The 3,063-nt window shown below is 73.3% G+C and carries 3 protein-coding genes and 1 pseudogene; all 4 read right to left on the bottom strand.

Translation table 11 applies throughout. The features are described from left to right. A pseudogene (locus tag G3I65_RS07325) lies at window positions 1–295 on the bottom strand (amidohydrolase family protein); the annotation flags it as partial. Further along, a complete protein-coding gene (locus G3I65_RS07320; protein WP_160695410.1) occupies window positions 292–1,512 on the bottom strand; it encodes a MalY/PatB family protein in 1,221 nt (406 codons plus the stop codon). The pseudogene G3I65_RS07325 and the gene G3I65_RS07320, both read right to left, overlap by 4 nt. A gap of 176 nt (window positions 1,513–1,688) precedes the next feature. Next, window positions 1,689–2,138, bottom strand: a complete 450-nt coding sequence (locus G3I65_RS07315; RefSeq protein ID WP_160695409.1) for an NUDIX domain-containing protein — start codon at window positions 2,136–2,138, stop codon at window positions 1,689–1,691. A 26-nt stretch (window positions 2,139–2,164) separates the two neighbouring features. Beyond that, a partial coding sequence (locus G3I65_RS07310) for an FAD-dependent oxidoreductase (RefSeq protein ID WP_203612307.1) occupies window positions 2,165–3,063 on the bottom strand: 899 nt, incomplete at its 5' end.

Below are 3,063 nucleotides of genomic sequence, written 5' to 3'. Positions count from 1 at the left end.
CCCGCTCGGCCATGCCCGCCGCGACCGCGTCGGGATCCGCGGCGAGCAACGCCGCCACCGGGTCGCTGCCGCCGTCCATCGCCAGGTGCACGTGGCCGTCGATCAGGCCGGGCACCAGCGTCGCGCCGGGGAAAGCCAGGCGCCGCGCGGATTCCGGCGCGACGACGGACTCCCGCGGGCCCGCCGCGGCGATCTTCCCGTCCGTCACCAGGACGGCGGCGTCCGGGACGCATTCGCCGAGCGGGCCGCGGAGGAGCCTGCTCACCTCGATCAGCAGCGGCCCCGGAGCACTCATGCCACGGACGATAGCAACGGAACGCTGCGCGCCACCCGGCCTTTCAGCTCGCAGAGCAACGGCCAAGAAGTCGCGAAGTTCAGCCGCGCGAACCCCTGCCCGCCGCGCCCGAACGACTCGCCGGGGCTCATCTCGATCCCCGCGTTCTCGCGCACCACCGACGTCGGGTCGGCCCAGCCGAACGCCCGGAAGTCCAGCCACGCCAGGTAAGTCGCCTCCGGCAGGTGGTAGCGCACCATCGGCAGCTCGGTCCGCATCGTCTCGGCGACCATGTACCGGCTGCGGTCGAGGTAGGAGACCGTCGCGTCGAGCCACTCGTCGCCCTGCGTCCACGCGGCCACCGTCGCGGCCGCGCCGAAGATGTTGACCGACCCCAGCAGGCCCGCCTGGACGTCGATCACCGCGTGCATCCACTTCGGACCGAGGTGCGCCACCGCGCAGCGCAGGCCGGCCAGGTTGAACGCCTTGCTGGCGCCGTACACGGTCACCGTGCGGGCACCCATTTCCGTGCTCAGCGAAGCGAACGGGATGTGCCGGTGCGGTGCGAAGGTGAGGTCGGCGTGCAGCTCGTCGGAGACGACCAGCATGTCGTTGCGCTCGACGGCGGCGGCGAGCGCGGTCAGCTCCGCGCGGGTGAACACGCGCCCGGTCGGGTTGTGCGGGCTCACCAGCAGGAGCAGCTTGGCGCCGGCCAGCACGGCGTCCAGCTGCCCGGCGTCGAACCGCCAGCCGGCTTCCGTGTCCTCCATCGGGATCGGCACGACCCGGCGGCCCAGGCTGGTGATCATCTTGGTGAGCGGGCCGAACGCCGGCGTGTGGATGGCGATCCCGTCACCCGGCCGCGTCGACGCCTCCAGCACCACGCGCACGGCCTGCGCGACGTTCGTGAACTCGCGCACGTCACCCGGGTTGACGAACCAGCCGTAGCGGTCGGCCATCCGGTCGACGAAGGCCTCGCGCACGGTCCGCGCGCCCGTCGGCCAGTCCGGGTAGCCGAAGTCGCCGCCCGAGATCAGGTCGTGGAGCGACTCCCGGATCGGCTCGGCGACCGGGAAGTCCATGTCCGCCACCCAGGCCGGCACCACGTCCGGGCGGACGACCTGCCACTTGGCCCCGGGCCGGGACCGCAGCTCCGGTTCCGAGAGCGCCGAAAACTGCTGATGCAGCCGCGATCGCGCCGCCGGCAACAGCGTCGCGCTCGCCTGCTCGATCGTCATGGCCGTACCTCGTTTTCGTTTCCACCCAGTGTGTGTGTTCCCCTGCCCATATGACGGCTCGGGCGTGCAGAACTCATCGGTACCGGGCGAAAAATCCCCTGACCGTCGCGAATTCCCTGGTCGGGGTACAGGAAGAGCCCGGGCTCCGCCGGGCTCTTCCTTTCGAGAGCGGACTTTCAGCCGTTGCCGGCGGGCTTCCCGCGCTCCAGCGAGAGGGTGCGGTCCGTGCCGTGCGCGACGGTGAACCGCGCCGCCAGCTCCGGCGGCAGGTACTCGGCGAGCCGGTCCACCGGGACCCACTCCGAGCGGTCCAGGCCGTTGCGGCCGAGGGTGAGCCGGATGTCGGCGTCGGCGAGCTCGCCGCCGTCGAAGACGTAGAGGAACTCGTCGCCGTCGTCGCCCGGCACCCAGTCGACGACGACCAGGCCGCGCGGCTCCCGGTCGAGACCGAGGTCCTCGCCCAGCTGGCGCCGCGCGGCCGCGGCGGGCGATTCGCCGTGCCCCACCAGCGCGCCCGGGATGTCCCAGCCGTTCTCGTAGATCGAGCGGTGGAGCAGCAGCACCGTGTCGCCGCGGGTGAACAGCGTCCCCGCGCAGACCCGCGGCGCGGGCGTGGCCTCGGTCATGGATCCTCTCCTTCCTGGCCGTGCCGCTAAGCGAGCGGCACGGACTGGGCGAACCGGAACAGCCCGCCCGGGTCGTAGTGCGCCTTGACCGCCCGCAGCCGGGCGAGGTTGGCGCCGTAGTACGCCGAGGGAGCGTCCTCGAGGTCGGGGTCGGGGAAGCCCGGGTAGGCGCCGCCGGTGCCCCACGGCCGCGTCAGGTCCCACGAGCGGTTCAGCCACTTGCGCGCGTCGGCGGGCTCGAGGTCGGCGTCGAGGTCGGCGGCGTGCTTGAGCAGGTACTGCGCGGTCCGGTGCGGGAACGCCGTCGCGGCGGGGTCGACGTCGTTGTACGCGCCGCCCGAGGGCAGCAGCTCCAGGGAGCGGCCCTCCCCCGGCTTGCGCCCGTCGTCGAACTCCGCGAGCAGCGCCTCGACGACGTCGGCGGGCAACGGCCTGCCGATGAACTCCGACCGGCTGTAGAGGTGCGCGCCCGGGTGGTCGTCGCCCGGCCCGTTCTCCGCGAGGTACGCCTTGGTTTCGCGGTAGGGCAGCGTGACGCGGGTGTCGGTGGCCGGCGCGGGCAGGGAGCGCACGAAGTCCGCGACCGACTCCGCCCCGCCGGTCAGCGTGCCGAACAGGTGCGTGACGGCCTCGTCGGCGGGGTTCGCCGACGCCGTCACCATCAGGCTCGGGGCGACTTCGCGCGGCGCGCCGGCGAGCCACTCCTGCCAGGCGAGCACCAGCGCGGCGGCGTGCTCGCGGCCCCAGGTGAGGTGGAAGCTGGTGGCTTCCGGCGCGGGCACGGGGTCGAAGACCAGCCGCGTCACCACGCCGAAGTTGCCGGTGCCCGCCCCGCGCAGCGCCCAGAAGAGGTCCGGCTCGCGGCGCTCGTCGCAGTCGAGGACCCGGCCGTCCGCGAGGACCACCGTCGCCGCGCGCAGCCGGT

This window comes from Amycolatopsis sp. SID8362 (assembly GCF_010550475.1).
GTDB classification, from domain to species: Bacteria; Actinomycetota; Actinomycetes; order Mycobacteriales; family Pseudonocardiaceae; genus Amycolatopsis; species Amycolatopsis eburnea.
This window is presented reverse-complemented; position numbering and strand designations above follow the sequence as displayed.

Coding starts and splice junctions, on each gene's coding strand:
- G3I65_RS07315 (WP_160695409.1), bottom strand. CDS start 2,138: ATGACCGAGGCCACGCCCGCGCCGCGGGTCTGCGCGGGGACGCTGTTC.
- G3I65_RS07320 (WP_160695410.1), bottom strand. CDS start 1,512: ATGACGATCGAGCAGGCGAGCGCGACGCTGTTGCCGGCGGCGCGATCG.